Source organism: Streptomyces sp. NPDC056161 (assembly GCF_042268025.1).
Taxonomy (GTDB): Bacteria; Actinomycetota; Actinomycetes; order Streptomycetales; family Streptomycetaceae; genus Streptomyces.
On sequence record NZ_JBHJUV010000069.1, the window covers coordinates 12,632 to 31,338 of the forward strand.

Annotated in this window: 15 protein-coding genes and 5 pseudogenes; 11 read left to right on the plus strand and 9 right to left on the minus strand. The window is 67.3% G+C overall.

The window, feature by feature from the left end; genetic code table 11:
- Window positions 1-35 precede the first annotated feature (35 nt).
- Together ACFC09_RS39770 and ACFC09_RS39775 are read right to left on the minus strand one after the other, a co-directional pair.
- Window positions 36-1,253: a beta-ketoacyl-[acyl-carrier-protein] synthase family protein gene (locus tag ACFC09_RS39770; RefSeq protein WP_376536903.1), complete on the minus strand. Its 1,218-nt coding sequence runs from the start codon at window positions 1,251-1,253 to the stop codon at window positions 36-38.
- Window positions 1,250-1,492, minus strand: coding sequence for an acyl carrier protein (locus ACFC09_RS39775; protein WP_376536905.1), 243 nt, complete (start codon window positions 1,490-1,492; stop codon window positions 1,250-1,252). The genes ACFC09_RS39770 and ACFC09_RS39775 overlap by 4 nt, the downstream gene beginning before the upstream one ends.
- Window positions 1,493-2,263: 771 nt before the next feature.
- Between ACFC09_RS39775 and ACFC09_RS39780 the strand changes: the two genes are divergently transcribed.
- Window positions 2,264-2,434 (plus strand): hypothetical protein, encoded by a 171-nt coding sequence (locus ACFC09_RS39780; RefSeq protein WP_376536958.1) that lies wholly within the window; start codon window positions 2,264-2,266, stop codon window positions 2,432-2,434.
- Between the two features lie 59 nt (window positions 2,435-2,493).
- On the opposite strand, the gene ACFC09_RS39785 is transcribed toward ACFC09_RS39780, so the two are convergent.
- Window positions 2,494-3,402: a LysR family transcriptional regulator gene (locus ACFC09_RS39785; RefSeq protein WP_376536907.1), complete on the minus strand. Its 909-nt coding sequence runs from the start codon at window positions 3,400-3,402 to the stop codon at window positions 2,494-2,496.
- Window positions 3,403-3,501: 99 nt separating this feature from the next.
- Here ACFC09_RS39785 and ACFC09_RS39790 point away from each other — a divergent pair, with 99 nt between their 5' ends.
- Window positions 3,502-4,245: an SDR family oxidoreductase gene (locus ACFC09_RS39790; RefSeq protein ID WP_376536909.1), complete on the plus strand. Its 744-nt coding sequence runs from the start codon at window positions 3,502-3,504 to the stop codon at window positions 4,243-4,245.
- Between the two features lie 112 nt (window positions 4,246-4,357).
- On the opposite strand, the pseudogene ACFC09_RS39795 reads toward ACFC09_RS39790, so the two are convergent.
- Window positions 4,358-4,690: pseudogene (locus ACFC09_RS39795) on the minus strand (site-specific integrase); the annotation flags it as partial.
- A gap of 269 nt (window positions 4,691-4,959) precedes the next feature.
- Window positions 4,960-6,012 carry an aldo/keto reductase gene (locus ACFC09_RS39800; protein ID WP_376536911.1) on the minus strand — a complete coding sequence of 351 codons (1,053 nt, stop codon included), beginning with the start codon at window positions 6,010-6,012 and terminating at the stop codon, window positions 4,960-4,962.
- Window positions 6,013-6,118: 106 nt separating this feature from the next.
- Here ACFC09_RS39800 and ACFC09_RS39805 point away from each other — a divergent pair, with 106 nt between their 5' ends.
- The 4 genes and pseudogenes from ACFC09_RS39805 to ACFC09_RS39820 all read left to right on the plus strand — a co-directional run bounded on the left by ACFC09_RS39805 (window position 6,119) and on the right by ACFC09_RS39820 (window position 9,159).
- The gene (locus ACFC09_RS39805; RefSeq protein WP_376536913.1) at window positions 6,119-6,748 is read left to right on the plus strand and encodes a TetR/AcrR family transcriptional regulator C-terminal ligand-binding domain-containing protein; all 630 of its coding nucleotides are present in this window, start codon (window positions 6,119-6,121) and stop codon (window positions 6,746-6,748) included.
- Between the two features lie 8 nt (window positions 6,749-6,756).
- Window positions 6,757-7,080: pseudogene (locus ACFC09_RS39810) on the plus strand (IS21 family transposase); the annotation flags it as partial.
- A gap of 175 nt (window positions 7,081-7,255) precedes the next feature.
- A pseudogene (locus ACFC09_RS39815) lies at window positions 7,256-7,681 on the plus strand (transposase); the annotation flags it as partial.
- Between the two features lie 398 nt (window positions 7,682-8,079).
- Window positions 8,080-9,159, plus strand: coding sequence for an ISAs1 family transposase (locus ACFC09_RS39820; protein ID WP_376536915.1), 1,080 nt, complete (start codon window positions 8,080-8,082; stop codon window positions 9,157-9,159).
- Here the strand turns inward: ACFC09_RS39820 and ACFC09_RS39825 are convergent.
- Window positions 9,115-12,411 carry a S8 family serine peptidase gene (locus tag ACFC09_RS39825; RefSeq protein WP_376536917.1) on the minus strand — a complete coding sequence of 1,099 codons (3,297 nt, stop codon included), beginning with the start codon at window positions 12,409-12,411 and terminating at the stop codon, window positions 9,115-9,117. The two genes, ACFC09_RS39820 and ACFC09_RS39825, sit on opposite strands and share 45 nt — an antisense overlap.
- Window positions 12,412-12,702: 291 nt before the next feature.
- Here ACFC09_RS39825 and ACFC09_RS39830 point away from each other — a divergent pair.
- A pseudogene (locus ACFC09_RS39830) lies at window positions 12,703-12,855 on the plus strand (transcriptional regulator); the annotation flags it as partial.
- 27 nt (window positions 12,856-12,882) lie between these two features.
- Here the strand turns inward: ACFC09_RS39830 and ACFC09_RS39835 are convergent.
- A pseudogene (locus ACFC09_RS39835) lies at window positions 12,883-13,110 on the minus strand (IS1182 family transposase); the annotation flags it as partial.
- A 54-nt stretch (window positions 13,111-13,164) separates the two neighbouring features.
- Entirely contained in the window at window positions 13,165-13,590 is a 426-nt protein-coding gene (locus tag ACFC09_RS39840) for a nuclear transport factor 2 family protein (RefSeq protein WP_376536919.1), read from the minus strand.
- Window positions 13,591-13,677: 87 nt separating this feature from the next.
- On the opposite strand from ACFC09_RS39840, the gene ACFC09_RS39845 reads away from it, so the two are divergent.
- A complete protein-coding gene (locus ACFC09_RS39845) occupies window positions 13,678-14,244 on the plus strand; it encodes a TetR/AcrR family transcriptional regulator (protein WP_376536921.1) in 567 nt (188 codons plus the stop codon).
- 46 nt (window positions 14,245-14,290) lie between these two features.
- On the opposite strand, the gene ACFC09_RS39850 is transcribed toward ACFC09_RS39845, so the two are convergent.
- Window positions 14,291-14,740, minus strand: coding sequence for a hypothetical protein (locus tag ACFC09_RS39850; RefSeq protein ID WP_376536923.1), 450 nt, complete (start codon window positions 14,738-14,740; stop codon window positions 14,291-14,293).
- Window positions 14,741-15,087: 347 nt separating this feature from the next.
- Between ACFC09_RS39850 and ACFC09_RS39855 the strand changes: the two genes are divergently transcribed.
- The 3 genes from ACFC09_RS39855 (at window position 15,088) to ACFC09_RS39865 (ending at window position 18,614) form a co-directional block, all read left to right on the plus strand.
- On the plus strand, window positions 15,088-17,262 hold the full coding sequence (locus tag ACFC09_RS39855) for an APC family permease (RefSeq protein WP_376536954.1): 2,175 nt from the start codon (window positions 15,088-15,090) through the stop codon (window positions 17,260-17,262).
- A gap of 407 nt (window positions 17,263-17,669) precedes the next feature.
- Window positions 17,670-18,107, plus strand: coding sequence for a DUF5994 family protein (locus ACFC09_RS39860; protein ID WP_376536956.1), 438 nt, complete (start codon window positions 17,670-17,672; stop codon window positions 18,105-18,107).
- 234 nt (window positions 18,108-18,341) lie between these two features.
- The gene (locus ACFC09_RS39865; RefSeq protein ID WP_376536925.1) at window positions 18,342-18,614 is read left to right on the plus strand and encodes a hypothetical protein; all 273 of its coding nucleotides are present in this window, start codon (window positions 18,342-18,344) and stop codon (window positions 18,612-18,614) included.
- Window positions 18,615-18,707: the final 93 nt, after the last annotated feature.

Below are 18,707 nucleotides of genomic sequence, written 5' to 3' on the forward strand. Positions count from 1 at the left end.
GGCGGCGTGTGTGCGCAATATGCAGAGAATGACCGTCAGACACCGAACAACAGACTGGCATTGTGTCCACCGAACCCTGAAGAGTTACTCAGGGCGTGGTCCAGGGCTACTGCGCGTGGGTTCCCAGAAACGATGTCAAGCCGAACCTCGGAATCCAGTTGGGCGAGGTTTGCCGTCGGCGGGATCGTCTGGCGAGCGAGGCTCAGCACCGTGTAGGCGGCTTCGATGGCACCGGCGGCGCCGAGAGTGTGGCCCGTGACTCCTTTAGTCGATGTGACAGCGACTCGTTTTGAGCCGAGGCGGGCGATGGCACTCGCTTCGGTCGCATCGTTGAGTCGAGTGGAGGTTCCGTGGGCGTTCACATGCTGCACGTCCTGCGACGGCACCTCGGCGTCCCGGCAGGCGAGTCGCATCGCATCCTCGATTCCTTGGCCTGTGGGATGAGGAGAGGTGGCATGACTCGCGTCGCAGGTGGCACCGTAGCCAAGCAGTCGGGCCCATACGCGGGCGCCGCGCGCGCGTGCGTCAGTGAGACGTTCGAGCACGAGGATTCCGGCGCCCTCTCCGATCACGAAGCCGCTGCGGTCCGCGTCGAAGGGACGGGATGCTTGTTCCGGCGGCAACGTTCCGCTGTACAGCGCCCCCATACGTGCGAAGCCCGTGACAAAGGTGGGAGTCACTGCCGCTTCGGTGCCGCCGGCAAGAACTACATCGCACGCACCGGAGAGCAGGAGGTCTCTGGCCACGCCGATGGCCGTGGCGCCCGAGGCGCACGCCGTCGCTGTCACCAGGTTGGGTCCTGTTGCCGCGTACTCGATGGCCATGCGCCCTGAAACCATATTGACCAGCGCCATGGGGTGGAAGAGAGCAGAGACCCCCTTGCTACCCTGACTCAAGAAACGTTCATGCTGGGTTTCAAGAGTGGATACGCCGCCTGCGGCAGATCCGACCACGATGCCGACGCGGCTGCCATCCCACCTGCCGGGATCCAGGCCGGAATCGGCGACGGCCTCCTTCGCCGCCGCCAGAGCCAGCTGAACGAACCGGTCCGTCCGCCAGACCTCGCGAGCCCCCACCACCTCTGCAGCGTCAAAAGTCGGCACCCTGCACGAGATGTCAGCGGCTGCGCCGACGAGTTCAGGGTCCTTCGTTGCGAGCCCCCTACCGTCACAGATCCGTTCCCAGTTCTCCTCCACTCCGATGCCGGCCGGAGTGATCAGCCCGATGCCCGTTACGGCGACAGCGCGATTCACCGGTGATTTTCTCCGTGTGCCTCAAGGATGGAGGCCACCTCGGCGAGTGAGGAGTTCTTGTTGACGGTGCCCTCCTCCAGAGATGTCCCGAACTCCGCGTCAAGGATGTCTATCAGTTCTACCAGCGCCAGTGAATCAATTTCCAAGTCCTCGAAAGTGGCCTCAGGGCTGGTCTCCTCTCGTGCGATACCCAGCCTGGTGGTGAGCACAGTCAACAGCTGCTCGTATATGGCGCTCATATCCAACTCCATGCACTTGTAAAAGTTGTTGTTTCTATTGCCCGAAATCGGCCGGTGATACACCGTTTCGGACTGTGAACATTCGATGCGGCGTCGCATCCGTGACGTCCAGAAAACCCGTCCGTACGTGTCTGCGGGTTGCCCATAGGTCCGTCCCCTCCCTGCGAGCCGGGAAGAGGACGATCCGCCCTGCGTCTGCCCTGCGGCAGGCAGGGCAGACGAGAGGGAAGGGACGGTCCCATCAATTTGCGGCCAGCAACGAAACACTGACCTCAGTGCAACTCGACGGGGCGATCCCTCAAGGAGCTCCGGAGGCGATTACACATCGAAATTCAAGTGAAATCGTTGTAACTTTCGAGCGTCCGGCAACTCCGTTCGGTCGAGCATGAGTTGGCGAAAATCTAACCCCCACGGGCACTCGTGTGCAAGCGTTCGGCATGGGCAAGACGGGATTCGTGTGCAACCCACCGACGGCAGGGGCAGCCCGTTTTGCGTCCGATGGCACGATGAGGGGAAATCGAGAAGCGAGACTGTCGCGTCGGGTGGCCCGCAGGGAAAAAATGTTCGCACTTGGTGTGACGAGACTGCAAACCGTTCGATTCCACCCCGATTCGCCGGTTTGATTTCGAAGTGATTGTTTGCGGTCTGCCAGCCTTTCTGTGGGGTTGTGCTCCGGTCGGACCCCGTACCGATCTTTGACGCCGTGGTTAATGAGTCGGGCATATATGACATATAGGATGTATCGGGACTCGAACTCGGAGGCAGCCGAGCTTGGTTGAGGCGGCGCGGCGCGGACTCTTCGCCGCAAGGAGCGGGGAACTTCTGGAGGCTCACCCTCCCTCCGCGGTCCTGACCTCCATGCCCGGCATCGAGGTCAGGACCGCTGCCCGCATCCTCATCGACGTCGGCGGCGGCAGTGCCACCGTGGCGACGTACGGCTGACCGGTCTTTGGACCGTACCCGCGAGGTGCGGGTACGGGCGCCGATGAGGCCGGACACGGTCAGGCGAGGTCAGCTGACCGGTGGTTCGTCGTTCGCCCGGCGGGGGTGCCGAGCAGCGTGCGCGCGACGTCTTCGAGTGGTCCGAGCATGGGGTTGGGGTCATCAGCTCGCGTGACGAGCACGACCTCGCACGGATCGACCTCGACGACGGGCACCAGGGCGATGTCCTCGCGCACGGCACCGCGTCGATCGCCGACCGGGAAGATCGCGAGGCAGTGGCCGGTGGCGATGAGTTCCAGCTTGTCCTCGTAGCTGTCGTCGATCGTGGGCGGGGATGGTGCCGGGCGGTCGCCGACCGGCTTGGGCGTGCTCCAGACGACCGGCGTGCCGGCGCAGGTCTCCCATTCCTCGTCCGACAGGGCCCGCAGGCTGACGGCCTTCTCCTTCGCCAGGTGATGAGTCGCCGGCATGACGAGTACGCGCGACTCCTCATAGAGCTTGGTCACCCGGAAGCCGTCCGTGCGAAAAGGCAGGGGTCGGTACGCGACGAGGGCGTCGAGCCGTCCCTCGGTGAGGGCGTCCGTGTCCCGCCAGTCGAGGTGCCGGGTGCGGACCTGGCCGTCGGGGTACCGGCGGCGTAGTTCCTGCACGCAGGCGGTGATGATCAGTCCTTCGGCGCAGCCGATCGTGACGGCGGAGGGCTGTACGGCGGCTTTGGCCGTACGAGCGGCTTGCTCGGCTGCTTGGAGCAGCATCCGGGCCTGGGGAAGGAACGCCGCGCCGGCGTCGGTGAGGCTGCTGCCCTGCGGTGAGCGGTCGAAGAGGCGGACACCGAGCTGCACCTCAAGACGCTGGATCTGCCGGCTCAGCGAGGGCTGCGCCAGGTGCAGCCTGGTGGCGGCCCGGCCGAAATTGCCGTACTCCGCCACGATCGTGAAATAGCGCACGAGCCGCAGATCGAAGTCCATACGCCCAGGGTACGTCGTGCGTCGGCATACGCCTGGGACATGACGGCATACGGATCAGGTCTTGGACGGTGGGCACGAGAAGGGATTTGACTTGCGGGCATGACCACTTATGAGGGCAAGAAGATCGTGATCACGGGCGGAAGCAGCGGTCTCGGCCTGACAACGGCCCGGTTGTTCGCGGACGGCGGGGCGCACGTCCTGATCACCGGGCGCACCCGGTCCACCCTGGACGCCGCGCTGGAGCAGTTGGGGGACAAGGCGATCGCCGTACGCAGCGACGCCGCGTCCCTGAAGGACATCACGGCGTTGGCCGGTACGGTCCAGGAGCGGTTTGGCACGGTGGACGCGCTGTTCGTCAACGCCGGTGTCACCGCGTCCGCGCCGTTCGGCTCGACGACGGAAGAAATGTACGACGCGCTGTTCGACATCAACGCCAAGGGCCCGTACTTCACGGTGCAGGCATTGGCGCCGCTGTTGCGCGAGGGAAGCGGCGTGGTCCTGACCACGTCGGTGGTGAACGTCAAGGGCCTTGACGCGCTCAGTGTCTACTCGGCGAGCAAAGCGGCCCTGCGGTCGATGACGCGCACACTGGCCCGCGAGCTGCTGCCGCGAAAGGTGCGGGTCAATGCCGTGAGCCCCGGCCCGGTCGATACGGGCGTCCTGGATCGCTCCCTACCCGCCGACGTCGTCGAGGCGATGAAGGACTCCTACCGGAGCATGATCCCGATGCAGCGGTTGGGGGCGCCCGAGGAAATAGCCGCCGCCGTTGCGTACTTGGCGTTCGACGCGACGTTCTCGACAGGAGCGGAGTTTCCGGTCGACGGAGGGGCTTCGCAACTCTAGTGCTGGGTTCCGGTTCCGGTGGGTACAGGTGCTGATAGCGGGGTGGTTGGGGGCGTTCGGGGGCGGGTGCTGGGTCATGGTGTTGAAGGCAAGGAGCGACCCGTCGTGGTCTTCAGTGCCGGGCGTCTCCCGGGGCGAGGAGGCTGGTGCCCTCGGCGACGGCATCCGCCGAGGGGTGGAAGCAGCGGCGGACGTTCTCCGGCTTCCCGTGCCGGGACTTTGGCCATGAGCATCAGTGGGCCATCAGTGGGCTGGCGTCGGCCTCGCCGAGGTGCGTGAGCCCGAAGCGCCGGTACTCGTGAAGGTCCCAGCCCGCTCCCGACGCCCCGCCGACCACGGCATGGGCGTCGAGCAGGGCCCGGGCCCGCGTGTACGACAGCCGGACGAGCCCGGTGTCCGGGCAGACGTCGCGCGGCGCGAGGACCTTGCCGGGGCCAGGGGCCCGGCAAGGTCCAGTTCCCCGAAGCCGACGCCGCTGGCTCGGTCATACGATCACCGCCTCGGCCGTCTTGCCGTCCAGCGGGCGCGCGGCCAGGTCGGTCAGTCGGTCTGTCCACGGCGCGGGCTCGGCCTGCTCCGCGCGGACCACCGCCTGCTGCGCAGCAAGCTATCGCCGCAGTTTTCCAGGCCGCGGGCAGGCGTTGGGCGTGACAGCACACTGACAGCCCGGGTCCTGGGCGCGCGGCTGCACGTTCCTGCTGCAAGACGCCGATGTCATGCGGCAGGCGCAGGCGTGAGAAGGGGCGGGTTGAGGCGGGCGAAGCCTTCTTGGCGCTGGTAAGGGAAGTACGGGTAGGGCGCTGTCTTGCCGCTCGCCGCATCGAGTTTCGCCGTCTGGTCGGACGTGAGCGTCCAACCGACGGCACCGAGGTTCTGACGAAGCTGGTCTTTGTCGCGGGCGCCGATGATGACGGAGGAGACGGTCGGTCGTTGCAGCAGCCAGTTGATGGCGATCTGCGGAATGCTTTTGCCGGTCTCCTGCGCGATCTCGTCGAGGGCGTCGACCACGCGGTAGAGGTGTTCGTCCTCGACCGGCGGGCCGTAGTCCGCGGTGCGGTGCAGTCGGCTGCCGGCCGGTAGCGACTGGCCGCGGCGGACTTTGCCGGTGAGCCGTCCCCAGCCGAGCGGGCTCCAGACGAGGGCTCCGAGGCCCTGATCGAGCCCGAGGGGCATCAGCTCCCATTCGTAGTCACGTCCGATGAGTGAGTAGTAGACCTGATGTGCGACATACCGCGGGTGACCGTACTTCTCCGCGGTCGCGAGGGACTTCATCGCCTGCCAGCCGGAGAAGTTGGAGATGCCGAGGTAACGGACCTTTCCTGCTCGTACGAGATCGTCGAGTGTGGACAGGACTTCCTCGATCGGTGTGCCGGCGTCAAAGGCGTGCAGCTGGAACAGGTCGATGTAGTCGGTGCCGAGCCGACGCAGGGCGTCCTCGCATGCGGTGAGCAGGCGCGAACGTGAGGAGCCCGCATCGCCTGGGCCGTCGCCCATCGGCAGGCTGGTCTTGGTCGACACGATCACCTGGTCCCTGCGGCTTTTGATCGCTGCGCCCAGCACCTCCTCGGAGGCACCGCCGGAATAGACGTCGGCGGAGTCGAACATCGTGATCCCGGCGTCGAGGCAGATGTCCACGAGACGGCGTGCTTCTTGCGCGTCGGTGTTGCCCCAGGCGCCGAACAGCGGCCCTTGGCCGCCGAAGGTGCCGGCGCCGAAGCTCAGTGCGGGGACCTTGAGGCCGGATGCACCCAGCCGCCTGTATTCCATGGCTGTTCCTCTCTCGTCGCCTGATCTGGCTAATGGGTCTTGAGTTCCGTTAATCTGGGTCCTCAACCTAGCAGGTGCAGGCGATTAAGGGAACTGGAGTCCCGTTATGGGGTTTGAGGGTGCAGATCCGGGGACCGTCCGTCCCGGAGGGCGTACGGCACGGGTACGGGCGGCGGTGCTGCAGGCGACTGGGGACGCCCTGGCGGAGCGCGGTTTTGCCCACCTGGACCTCGCCGACATCGCACGCCGTGCCGAGGTGGGCAAGACCACCGTCTACCGCCGCTGGGGAACGGTGACCATCTTGGTGGCCGACCTGCTGATGGACATGGCCGAGCAGTCACTGCCACGGACCGAGACCGGCTCGCTGCTCGGTGATCTCAAGGCCAACGCCCGGCTCGTGCAGCGGACCTTGGCCGACCCGCGGCAGGGGGCGCTGTTCAAGGCGGTGATCGCCGCCGCCACCTGCGAGGCGAAGACAGCCGAGGCCCTGCACCGCTTTTACGACATCCGCGTCACGGAGTGGGCACCCTGCGTCCAGCAGGCCATCGACCGGGGCGAGGTGCCTGAGGAGACCGATGTCCGCGAGGTGATCCGAGCTGTCTCCGCCCCCCTCTACTACCGTCTGCTGACCAGCAGCGATCGGCTCGACGAAGCTGCCGCAGACCAGGCCGCCGAGGCCGCCGCGGCTGCGGCGCGTGCGGGGGTGTACCTGCGGGGCGAGGAAGGGCGTCCGTGACCGGCTTCTGTCACCGGCGGGCGTTTGCTCACTTCGGCGGCGTGCCGATGACGATCGTCTAGGACCGGACCAAGACCGTCGTGCGCCGTCACGTCGCCCAGGGCGAGGCGGTCCCGCCGCGCCCGGAGGCGGTCGGTCTCGCCGGTCACTGCGACTTCGACATGGACGTGCTGGCCGCCTGCCGGCGCACCGGCAGGGGCCGGGTCGAACGCCAGGTCCTGATCGTCCGCGATCCTGTCCTGTCCGGCCGGGCCTTCTCCTCCGTCGAGGCGATGGACGCGGCTTGCCTGGCCTGGGTGCCGCAGCGGCGGGCCCGGATCCACAAGTCGCACCGGGGGAGGCTTCGGCGAGCGGGCGGCCTGATGGCGTCCCGCTCGGTGGTGTAGCCGATCAAGGATGGGGCGTACGCCCAGTGGCGTGTACTGACAGGGATTCCGCTCCCTGCCCAGCAGGCGGGCCACCTGCAACTCTCCTTGGTGATCGCCCAGTTCATCCGGGAGGTGCACGGTGGCCCTGTCCCAGTCTGACCTACTGCGCCTGCTGGAGTCACCACGTTCGGCGGACGGGCTCGAACTCGTCCGCTCGGTGGCCGGGCGGATGCTCCAGGAACTGATCGAAGCCGAGGCGAGCGCAAGGATCCGCGCTCAGTGGAACGAGCACACCGACACACGTACCGCACTGCGCAACGGGCACCGAGACAAGACACTGACCACGCAGGCCGGCGACCTCAATCTGGCCATACCCAAGCTGCGCTCGGGCAGCTTCTTCCCCAGCCTGCTGGAGCGTCGCCGCCGTATTGACCAGGCCCTTTTCGCCGTCGTCATGGAGGCGTACGTCCACGGAGTGTCCACTCGCTCGGTCGACGAGCTGGTCAAGGCCCCCGGCGCGGACGGCGGGATCTCCAAGAGCGAGGTCTCGCGGATCTGCGCCGAACCGGTTGGCCGCGTGCTCGGGTAAGTCTGCCGATCGGTCCGTCGACCGGGAACTCCGGGCGACCGCGGGCAGTCCCGGCCGGCCGTCGACGGGGGCATGGACGAGGGCGAGTGGTCGCTCAACACCGCAGGCGGGCGGTTCAACCGGATGGAGGATCAGGGCTGATGCGTTCTCAGCTGGCGAGATGAGCTGATCGCTCGTGTTGTGCCACTGCTTGCGGTTCGCCCGGTTCGGCAACGAGAGACGCGACCCCTGATGATCAAGGTTGTCGAAGCCTTTGATCACGAACAGGGGTCGCGTTCGCGTGCCATCTTCCCTGATCGGTGTCCTGCAACGCCACTGCGAGGACATCGACTCCGCCTGCCCGGATCCGCGGCAGTTCACCTCACTTGCGGGAGGTGCTGGGAGGGATACCCGATCCCCGTCGGGTCCGGGGCCGCCGCTACCGCCTGGGCTCCCTGCTCGCGCTGTGCCTGGTCGCCGTCCTCGGCGGAGCCACGTCCCTGGCAGCCATCGCCCGCTTCGCCGCCGATACCCACTACGACCTGCGCGAACAACTCGGGCTGACCTCCAGCATGCCGAACGCCTCCACCCTGGGACGGCTCCTCGCCCGCCTGAACGGCGACGCGCTCGACGACGCCGTGGGCGCCTGGCTCGCCCGGTATGCCACCGACCCGGTCGACGAACCCGGCGACACGCTCGTCGGCCTGGCCGTAGACGGCAAGACCGTGCGCGGATCCCGCACCGACGGCGCAGCCGTCCACCTGCTCGCCGCCGCGCTCCACGCCTGCCAGACCGTGATCGCCCAGCGCCAGGTCGCCACGAAGAGCAATGAAATACCCGCCTTCGCCCCACTGCTGGACCAGATCGACCTGCGCAAAGTCGTTGTCACCGCCGACGCGATGCACACCCAGCGCGCCCACGCCGAACACGTCATCACCGCCGGCGGCCACTACCTTCTGGTCGTCAAGGGGAACCAGAAGAAGCTCCGCAAGCAACTGCGGCACCTGCCCTGGCGCCAGATCCCGCTGCAGGCCCGCACCACCGGGGCCGGGCACGGCCGCCGCGAGGTCCGCCGTCTGAAGGTCTGCACCGTCCGTCCCGGCCTGCTCTTCCCGCACGCTGTCCAGGCGATGGAGATCAAGCGCCGCCGCACCAACCGCAAGACCGGCAAGGTCGAGACAACGACCGTCTACGCGGTCACCAGCCTCCCGCCCGAACAAGCCAGCCCGGCACAACTTGCCGAACTCGTCCAGAACCACTGGTCAGTTGAGGCCCTACACCACGTGCGAGACGTGACCTTCGCCGAGGATGCCTCCAAGATCCGCACTGGCAGTGCGCCCCGCGCCATGGCCACCCTGCGCAACCTCGCCATCGGGCTGATGCGCCAGGCCGGCTGGGCCAACATCGCCGCCGCAGCCGATTACTACAGGTCACAACCCCAGCACGCCACCGCCCTCCTCAAGATCACCTGCTGAGAACGCATCGGCGTTGGTCCCGAGGCCCTTCGAGTACATCTCTTGGTGGTAGTCGAACGTGACATTGTCTTTGGGTACGGCGACTCCCGCGACCACGATGAAGTACGTGCCTGGCCGTGGATCATCGATGACGATGCGCTCGGGCGAGTCCCCGGTCGTGGTGCTCTGGCCTATCGGCGTGCCGTTGAAATACACATAGAAGTCCAGATCGGCAGCGTCTCTGGGCGTCAGCGTCACGTCGAGCCGGGTCGTCTGACGAGGAACATAGAGCATGTTGGATGTGATTTCGCCTTGCGAGACCGTGGAGAACAAGTTGCGGACATCGCCGATCTCGCCAGTTGCGACGTGGGCGGTCGCAGGGCCAAAGGTGTTTGTCCCCGTCGATCCGACATCGGTCGCCGAGTTCATCGTCACCTTGTCGACTGTGACGGTCCCTGGCTCGAACGACATGCCCTGCAGCGAAACTGTCGCTGTGTACGGGTTCCGTTCGACCGGAGACGTCCTGCGGGACTCGATCACGAACTCCCAGATACCGGGTTCGGGTCGGTACACCGGTCGTGCGGTGGCGTTGCAGTTCGCCGGGTCGGTGTAGTCGGTGTAGCAGTGGTCACTGGCGTTGGAGTCCGCGGGCATGCCGTCGGGGTCGATGGGCAGTGCGCGGACCTGGCTGCCGTCGGTGAGCCGGCCCAGGGTCAGCTGCAGTGCTTCGACGCCCTCGGGAACGGGCACCAGCAGCGAGGTGGTTCCGGTTCGGCCGAGTGTGCCGGAACTGATGACCGCGTAGTCGGGTTTGGCCAGCGGCTTGGTCGCCAGCACGGTGACGGGGACGAACTGGTCGATGCCGCCCGTTGCCGGGTCGTCAATGGTCAGGATCGCGCTATGTATGCCGGAGGTCGTCGCGGTCGCGGTGACCGTGATATCAGCCGGCTTTCCGAGGCGCAGGGGCATCGCCGCGCGGGCGCTGAACGTGCCGTCGTTGCCGATCCAACCGATCCGGTGCACGACGTTCCCGGCGGCACCGCTGGTCCGGGTGACGCGGACCTTGTAGGTCTTCTGCGCACCGGTCACCTGGCCGCCTGCCGTTGGCAGACAATGGTTGTAGATGCCGACGCCGGTGTTCGGAGTCGCGAGGAGGCCGGACAGCGAACTACAAACGGGAGCCGACACAGTGAGCAAATTGGTGTTGGCCCCAGCGCTGAGCTGCTTCCAGGCCGCGACGGTGTCGATGATGCCGGCGCCCTGCGCGACGGTCGGGACGCCGGGGATCGGGTCGGCGGTGCCGGTCAGGGCGGTCTTCAGCGCTGCCGAACTGACCGTCAGTGAATGGGCCTTGGCGGCCGACAGCAGCAGTGCCGCCGCTCCGGCGACCTGCGGGGCCGCCATAGAGGTGCCGTTGGCCATGCCATACCCGGTCGGCAGCGAATACCCGGCCTCGGGGACGGCTTCACCGGACAACCACATCGGTATCGAGGAGATGGCGGCGCCGGGCGCGGACACCTGCGGCGCCAGCGCCCCGTTCTCAGCGGGACCGCGGGAGGAGAAGCCGAAGATGCCCTGCTTGGTGGCGACCTTCGACCCGTAGCCGGCCCACCAGGTGTCGGAGCTGACGGACGCGGCGACCGAGATGGCCTTGCCCGCCACGGACGGCGAGCTGACGGTGTTGGTGCCGAGTCCGTCGTTGCCGGCGGCGATGATGATCTGCACGCCGTAGCGGTCGATCAGTTCGTCGTAGAGCGCGGCGATCACGTCGGAGCCGTCGTTCAACGCGGGAAGCCCACCGATGGACAGGTTGACGACGTCGACATGGCGATTGGTGACCAGGTCGATCATGCCCTCGGTCAGTGCCGCCTGGGTGCAGCCACCGCCCCAAGTGCAGGCGCGGGCGGACACGATCTGCGCGCCCGGTGCGGCGCCGTGCATCTGGCCGCCGAACATCGACGTGCCGGCGGTGATCCCCGCCACATGGGTGCCGTGCGAGGCGACCGGCAACCCGATAGACACGTAGTTCGCGGTCTTGCCGACGTTGCTGCCGCCGAGCGAGGAGAGATCGACGTTGTCGCGGTACTCGACGACGAACGGGATGCGCTCGTTCTGCGGTGTTGCGGGATCGTCGCTCCCGAAGTGGCCGACCTGGCGGTCGACCGCGAACGGGGCCATCGGTGTCTCGTCGGTGAGGTCCTGGTTGTTGTTGCCGTCGACCCAGATCCTGTGTGTGGTCGGGTCGTACAGAACCCCGTAGAAGTCCAGGGTGTCGCCGTCCCGGTTGAGGTCGCCCTCGAAGTCGCTCCCGGCCGTCGCGTTCTCGTAGAACACGCCGAATTGGAACGTGCCCTCCGGGATCGTCCAGGTCTTGCCCAGGTAGCTGAACGTCGGACCCGTCTTGGTGGTGGACATCCGCACCCAGCTGCCGTCGCGGTCGGTGACCGGATCGGTCTCGGACATCCAATCGACGATCTTGGGCTTGCCGTCGCTGGTCGTCTGTAGCGCGGGATGCTCGACGTCGACGCCGGTGTCCAGCACGCCGACGACCGTGCCGCGCCCGTCCCAGGCCGGGTTGTCCTTGACGAAGGCTTCGGCGCCGGTCTCGTTGATCGGTAAGTACGGGTTGTCGGCGGGCGTGTTCGCGCCGGGCGCGGTCGGCCCCGCGGCCTTCGTTGCCGCTGTCTTCGCACCCACGGCGCCCAGATCCGGGCCCGGGATCTTGTACGTCCGGTTCAGGTCGATCGCCGCGACCGACCGAAGGCCGGCCAAGGTGGTCACGCTGTCGGTCGGGACGGTCGCCCGGACGTAGCCGACCTTTCCGGTCACCGACCCGACGGTCCCGCCGGCCTTCTCCACCGCGGCGACGACGTCCTCGGTCGCGCCCTTCCGGGCCAGCATCAACACCGTGACCGACTTCTTCTTCGACGCCTGCGCCTGTTGCAGCAGCCTGGTGTCGGCGTTGCCCAGCTTCTCGGCCGCAGTATCCGACAGCGAATTGTCAGTCAGCGGCTGGAACCCGTCGGTCTTCCCCGCCCTGTAGATCGAATCCGGGTTGTCGCGCCCGGCCCGGTCGTCGCGCCCAGCAACGGGCGACCGACCTGGCCCCTGTGGCCCGTCGGGATCAGCGGGTACGACCTTGCTCGCGCCAGCGCTCTTGGAGTCAGTCGGGCTGATCGGGTCGGCGGCTGCAGCCGCAGGCGAAATCAGCGCCGCGGCGATCAACACGGCCGACGCCGCGGCAATCACACCTGTTCGTCTTCGTCGCGCCATCGTGCTCCTAACCAAGGAGTGAAACATCACCGTGCGGCCAAGTCCGCAGACACGAGAACACCTGAGCCGCCTGGCCAATCTCGCAGTTGGGTCCGGGCAGGATCAACGGACCGAGTGAGGCGGATGTCGGCCATGGCAGAATGCCGCCACACTCGGCGCAGACCCACCGCTCCCAGCGAGTTCGGGGTGACCGTTGTCCACGAGCGTCATCAGGGCTATGAGCCAGACCGGCCGTTGCCTATCCACGGCTCGGTCGGGCTAGGTGGTGCGGGGCGGTCCATACTCGAAGCCATGGATGGGAAAACGCGGCTCGGGGGCTTTCTGCGGGCGTGGCGCTCTCAGCTGCGCCCGGAGGATGTGGGGGTAGGCGCCTACGGGGAGCGGCGGCGTGTGCCGGGGCTTCGGCGCGAGGAGCTGGCGATGCCGGCGGGTGTGAGCACCTCCCGGGTGCGGTGAGCGACAGCGGCGGTGACGGCCTGTCCCATCACTTGGCAGCCGATAGGAGTCCATTCGGGCCCCGTACAGTTTCTGCCAGGCCGGGGGCATCCAGGACGCGAGCCATTGGGGTGCGGCGACGGCGACCGCCTCCAGTGCGGCCCGCAGCGTCTCGCCGACGAACTCCAGACGATTGAGGTCCCTCACCGCGGCAAGCACGTGCGTGGAGTCGGTGCGCTGCCGGCCCCGGCCTGCCACCAGCCCCAGCTCCGTGAGCCGCTTCCCAAGTGGCCTGGTCCGCCCCTGTCGGCCTGGCGTTCATCCTCTGGCACTGGCGACTCCCAAGCCGTCCATGTAGTCGTGGACTCGCGTGACCAGTCCGCTGTGGACGTGGAGTATCAGGAGACCCGGGACAGTGAAGGTCGTACGTCTGGTCGGCAGCGTTCCCACCACGACATGCTCAGCGATGATCACTTCCGGATCGGCGGTCTCGTAAGCCGCGATCTTCCTGATCTCCTCCACCTGGACGGGGCTGGCGCCCCAGGCCGCCCGGTATCCCGCACGCACGGCCTCGCGCCCCTCGTAACGCGGGGGAAAGCCAGGAGAGGTGAACGGGAACTCGTGCACCGCCTCCACGGCATACAGATCGGCGAGATCGTCTGCGGACTTGTCGAGCATGGCCTGGTAGTACCGGGCCAGCACCTCGCGAGGGGTGCGGACGGCAGGCGTCTCCAGATCCGGCACAGGGATCACTCCATTCACTCAACACGTGTTGACCCAACCACCGTAGGAGTCGACCCAGGGTTCGGTCAACGGCTGTAGAGTGAATTGGTGCCCTCCCCTCACCGGTCCCGTGCCGACCGCCGCCGAGCCACCGAACTGCGCATCCTCAACAGCGCCCGGGAGCTGTTCGCCGAGAAGGGATTCGATCGCACCACCATCCGCGCCGTGGCGACCGCGGCAGGCGTCGACCCGGCTCTCGTCATGCAGTACTTCGGCTCGAAGCGCGAGCTTTTCACCCAAGCAGTACAGGCGTTGCCGTCACTGCCGGCTGCCACTGACACCGACGCGCTCGTCGATCAGCTGCTGGCCACGCTCGACCTCAAGCTCGGCGCCCTTCCCGAGGGCACACTGGTGATGTTGCGCTCCATGCTCACCGACCCGGCAGCAGCCGATCACGTCCGCGTCACCCTCGATCGGCAGATCGACAGCGTCAGCGCCGCCCTGCCCGCAGCCGAGGACCCCGAGCTGCGCGCCGCACTGGTCATCACCACCTTGCTGGGCGTCACCATCGGCCACCAGTTCCTCGGTCTGGCCGCTCTTCGTGACGCCCCAGCCGACCGCATCGCCAGCCTGCTCCGCCCGGCGTTCAAGGCCCTGGCAGGATCGCCGGATTGAAATAAAGGACTTCAGTCGTGGCTGACGATCCGGGCGTGGTGCCGGGTCAAAACGCGTGAGCAGGACTCTTCGTGGCCAGCCCCAGCCGGTCGGACCCCGGCCACCTTCGGCCCGCGCCGTCACCCGCTGGCTTCTGACCCACCTCGACGCTCTGACCGAGCACGACCGGCTCCAGCTCAAGGCCGTCCTGGCCAACTGCCCCACACTGACCACACTCGCCGAGCACGTGCGCGCCTTCGCTCACATGCTCACCAACCTGCAAGGCGACCAACTGCCCGAATGGATTGAAACGGCCACCGTCACCATCGAACCGCCCAGCCTCCGCCACTGTCTTCCCGTCTGTATCGATCACCGTGCAATGGTGATCGGTCTTGCCCGCATCCGTCCCAGCCCACAGTTCCGGCACCAGGTCCTCCTTGCTGCGTGTGCGGTTCTTGTCCCGGCAGACGACCTCGCCGGCGTGTCCATACAAGCGATCTTCTTCGCGCGTCCCCATCAGCGGTCGAGTCGTCGCGGGGTGCCGGGCGGCCAATCCCCGAAAGCCACGACATCGGCTGGATCTTGGTAGCCATACCCGGCACCCCTGGGCGTCCCGCCCTTTCGAATGACCCGGAGCAGCCCCAGGAAAAAGGTGTGGATCTTGGTCGAGCGCCTTGTTGCGGTAGATCATCGAGCACGTTCATCTCAATCCGGTGGTGGGCCACCCGGTGCGATCTTGTGGGTGTCCGACACTGGCATGTCATCGCCGCTCGGGTGTCTTGATCGGTCACACTGCGCGGTGTGACAGATGCAAAGGGCAGTCGAGGCGGGGAGTCGGCGGGACCGCCCGGGCCCGCCGCGCAACTGGCGGAACTGGACGAGGAGCAACTGTGTGTCCTGCGTGGGGTGGGCCGTGCCTGGGGTCGGGTGTCGGTGTCTCCCGAGGAATGGCGTCGGGCTCTGCCCGTCGACCCGGATCTGGGCGCGTTCCCGCCTGCGGCACAACTCCGGCCGGCCCGGTTCGGGCGCCTGGTCCCTCTCCCGCCCTTGGGGGTGTCTTTGCCGGGCGAGCAGGTCGACACGGAGGAACAGCCTCGTGGGCGGCTGGGGCGTGCCGGGGCGTGGGCGCGGCGACTCGTGCTGGGGATGCCGCTGAGGAGTTCCGCCTTGGTGTCCGAGCGGATGCGCAAGCTCGTGGCCCTGCCCGTGCTGTCGGCCGATGCGCTGTCCTCGGTCGCCTACGGTCCCGAGGCCCTGCTCGCGGTTCTCGTGCTCGCGGGAACGGCCGGGCTTGCGTACTCGTTCCCGGTCTCCGGCGCGGTCGTGGTCCTGATGCTGGCGGTCGGCCTGTCGTACCGTCAGACCATCCGCGCCTATCCGCACGGTGGCGGCTCCTACATCGTGGCCGGCGCCAACCTGGGGCCAGTGGCCGGTCTGGTGGCGGCAGCGGGACTGATGACCGACTACGTCCTCACCGTCGCGGTGTCGGTGGCCTCGGGCGTGGCGGCCATCACGTCGGCGCTCCCGTCGCTGGCCCCCGACACCGTGCCCATCGGCGTCGGGGTAATCGTCGTTCTGCTCGCCGGAAACCTGCGCGGCGTCCGGCAGGCGGGCACTCTGTTCGCCGCTCCGACCTACGCTTTCATCGTCGCGATGTTCGCCCTCATCGTCTCGGGACTCATCCACGCCGCGGGGCAGGACTACCGGCCACGTCCCGCCCCGGCCGTCACGGTCACCGAGAGCGTGGGGCTCTATCTGATCATGCGGGCTTTTTCGTCCGGCGCCACGGCGATGACCGGTATCGAGGCGATCTCGAATGCGGTACCGGCTTTCAAGCCCGTCGAGTGGCGTCAGGCCCGTACGACTCTCACCTGGATGGTGGGCCTGCTCATCGCCATGTTCACCGGCATCATCGTCGTGATCCATCTCGCCGGGGTAGTGCCCCGCAGCAGGGAGACGGTGCTTTCCCAACTGGCCCATCTCAGCTTCGGCTCCGGATGGATGTATGTCTTCGTCCAGGCCGCCACCGCTGCCGTCCTCCTCCTCGCCGCGAACACGGCGTACAACGACTTCCCCCGCGTGCTGTCCCTCCTCGCGCGTGACGACTACGCTCCCCGGGTTTTCATGCGCCTGGGTGACCGGCTGGCCTACAGCAACGGAGTCGTCCTGCTCTCGGCGGCCGCCACCCTGGTCTACGTGGCGTTCGACGGACAGACGGCGGCCCTCATCCCGCTGTACGCGGTCGGCGTCTTCCTCGCCTTCACGCTCTCCCAGGCCGGCATGGTCGTCCACTGGTGGCGGCTGCGTGACCGGCACTGGCGCAAAAGCCTGCTCTTCAACGCGCTGGGCGGCCTTCTGTCAGCCGTGGTCTTCATCACCGCGGGCATCAGCAAGTTCACCTCGGGCGCCTGGGTGGCGATCATCGCCGTCGCACTGTTCCTACTGCTCACCTTGCGAATCCACTACCACTACGCCGCCGTCCGCGCCAGTCTGCGGCTGCGCCCGCACGCCGTCGAACTACCCGCGCACACCACCGTGGGACCGGCCACGGACTCAGCCACGCCGGGCGCCTCCCCCGCCCCGCGACGGCACGCGGCGCAGCCGGAGACGAACGGGGAGAACGAGGAACTGCCCGCGGAGATCCGCCACCTCATCATCGTCGCCCTCGCGACCCTCGACCTAGCCGGCATGCGGGCCCTCGCCTACGCGGCCTCGCTCCGCCAGCCTGTCCTCGCCCTCCACATCAGCCTCACCCAGCAGGAGGCCGAACGAGTACGCACCTACTGGACGCTGTGGGGCGACCACCTCCCTCTCGAGATCGTCGTCTCCCCCTACCGGGCGACCGTGGCACCTCTCGTCCACTACATCGAGGCTCTGCACCGGCAGCACCCCGACCTCACCCTCACGGTGATCCTTCCGGAGATCATCACCCGGCAGCGGCGCCACCAACTCCTCCACAGCCGCACCGCCCCACGCCTGCGCCGCGCCCTGCGTCCCCTACCCAAAATTGTCATCACCACCGTGCCCTTCCACGTGTAGCGCTCCCGCCCAGCCCCGGAAATCCCTGACGCGTACACCCTTCGCGGCCGGGTGCAGTCGGATCGGCGGGGTGCAACGCCGGCCTTGCGTACTGTGCGAGTCGCTCTTCGAGCATGAGGCAAGTCATGAGGAAGGTTACGGTCCGGGCCGTCCGGAAGCAGGAAAATGCCTGGTCGTCCGTGGTCTCTCGGGTCGCTGGGCGGAGTAGTGTGAAGACACCGGGAGTTCTTCGTGCACCGGCTCCGGTGCGGGTGCCGTTTCCGGCGATCGACAACGCCGGGCCGCTCACGAGCCCGGGGCAGGTTCGCGCCATGTCCGTGACCATCGACCGTACGACATCGGGCAGGCGCGCGCCGCTGCTGCCGGTTCGCCTGTCTCTGACGTCGGCGCCCGGAGGGCTGGACGGCATGTGGTGGCCTCGCTCCCGTGACCTCACCCGTGAGCTGCCACTTTTGACGGCCGCACTGGGCGACCTCTGGGGTCGCATCACGCGTATCACGGTGAACCCGGCCTACTGGCCCGTCATCCCGCGTTGGGTGTCCGTCACCGGGCGCACGGTGCATGTGGGCTGGTCCACCGAGGAGCAAGATCCGCACAGACTGACCTTTTTCTCCACTGCTGGCCGCAGGGATGTGCTGGTGATTCCGCCGGAAACCGGTGCGGATGCTGGCGCACGGCTATGGCCGTCGACGGCATCGATGCCCCGGCCCCGGGGGAAGTGGCCGACAGCATCGATGCCCGGATCAGGGAAGAGGCGTGGGAGACCGACGGCGGAGCAGGTCGACCGTTGGCCTCCCTGGCCCATCAGCTCGACAGGGCATTCGCCCGCCGGTCGGTGGAGGTGAGAGAACCATGTTCTGATCGTCGTCGGAGTCGTTCTGATCCACCGGTTCAACGGTCAGCATGATGAACGGATCGCTGCCTTCCACTACAGCGATGTCCTGCCGGGGGTCGGGCGCCGGACCCGGAGGCAGCGTCGGTCGGCGGGGGACGCGACCGTTCCGACGTGCTCCACCGCGACGGCGACCGCGGATCACATCGACTTCGGCCCGACCGCGGGCGGTAGAGGAAGGCGCGTCATGGCGATATTGCGAGACCGGAAGTCGTACCGCGAGAGGATCATGCAGGCTCTGTACCAAGCCGCCGAAGGCAATCGCCTCCTGGGCGTCAATGGGGCGAAGCTCCGCATCGACCTCGGTATCCCTGAGCAGGACATGGCCGCTGCCTGTATGTATCTGGCGGGCGAAGGCTGGGTCGTCGTGGACTGGGGGAGGGGCAACACGCCCGCGATGATCACGCTGACGCACCAGGGGATCCGGCAGATGGAGACGGAAGAGGAAGGGCGTGGCTGAGCCGCCGCGTCGGCCTCTCGGACCGAAGTGAACCTTCGCAAGGATTTCTTATGCCCGAGTAATCCTTGGCGTAACGTGGGAAGCGGGTCGGCG

Excerpts from the sequence above, each read along its gene's own strand:
- ACFC09_RS39805 (WP_376536913.1), top strand. The coding sequence starts at position 6,119 with ATGGGGTTTGAGGGTGCAGATCCGGGGACCGTCCGTCCCGGAGGGCGT.
- ACFC09_RS39785 (WP_376536907.1), bottom strand. The coding sequence starts at position 3,402 with ATGGACTTCGATCTGCGGCTCGTGCGCTATTTCACGATCGTGGCGGAG.
- ACFC09_RS39850 (WP_376536923.1), bottom strand. The coding sequence starts at position 14,740 with ATGGGGACGCGCGAAGAAGATCGCTTGTATGGACACGCCGGCGAGGTC.
- ACFC09_RS39825 (WP_376536917.1), bottom strand. The coding sequence starts at position 12,411 with ATGGCGCGACGAAGACGAACAGGTGTGATTGCCGCGGCGTCGGCCGTG.
- ACFC09_RS39865 (WP_376536925.1), top strand. The coding sequence starts at position 18,342 with ATGGCGATATTGCGAGACCGGAAGTCGTACCGCGAGAGGATCATGCAG.
- ACFC09_RS39790 (WP_376536909.1), top strand. The coding sequence starts at position 3,502 with ATGACCACTTATGAGGGCAAGAAGATCGTGATCACGGGCGGAAGCAGC.
- ACFC09_RS39800 (WP_376536911.1), bottom strand. The coding sequence starts at position 6,012 with ATGGAATACAGGCGGCTGGGTGCATCCGGCCTCAAGGTCCCCGCACTG.
- ACFC09_RS39860 (WP_376536956.1), top strand. The coding sequence starts at position 17,670 with ATGTGGTGGCCTCGCTCCCGTGACCTCACCCGTGAGCTGCCACTTTTG.
- ACFC09_RS39775 (WP_376536905.1), bottom strand. The coding sequence starts at position 1,492 with ATGAGCGCCATATACGAGCAGCTGTTGACTGTGCTCACCACCAGGCTG.